Source organism: Curtobacterium sp. C2H10 (assembly GCF_025407985.1).
Lineage (GTDB): Bacteria > Actinomycetota > Actinomycetes > Actinomycetales > Microbacteriaceae > Curtobacterium.
Map to the genome: position 1 here is coordinate 1 of NZ_JABXGF010000102.1, position 472 is coordinate 472.

General features: G+C 80.3%; 1 pseudogene. It reads right to left on the bottom strand.

The features are described from left to right. Window positions 1-472, bottom strand: a pseudogene (locus tag HWD93_RS18205) (hypothetical protein); the annotation flags it as partial.

Genomic DNA, 472 nt, shown 5'->3' on the forward strand with positions numbered 1-472 from the left:
CGACGGGATCGCCTGCGGTGCGGGGGCGCCCAGCGAGGACGCGGGGCGCAGCTGTGCCGCGAGGGCCGCGTCCGCCGTCGGGTCGGACGTGGTCGGGACGGGAGCGACGGGCTCACCGGTGTCGGTGGTGCCGAACGGTGCCGACCACGAGCGCTCGGCCCCGGCGGTGGGATCCGCGGCGGGGATCGTGGCGACGGCCCACTCGGTGACCGGGGCGCCGGTGGGCTCCGGGGCGGGGGTGGGCTCCGAGGCGGGGGTGGGTGCAGGGCGGGACTGCGTCGGGCGCTGGTCTCCCTGCGCGGGCGCCGCGTCCGGCCGTGCCGGAGCCGGAGCCGGTGCCGGAGCCGGTGCCGGTGCTGGTGCTGGTGCTGGTGCCGCGTGCTCCGACGGTGCCGTCTCGCGCGCGGCGGACTCCGGCGCCGAGGGTGCTCCGGTGGCGGATGCGCCCCCGCCGGACTCCTGGGCAGCGGAC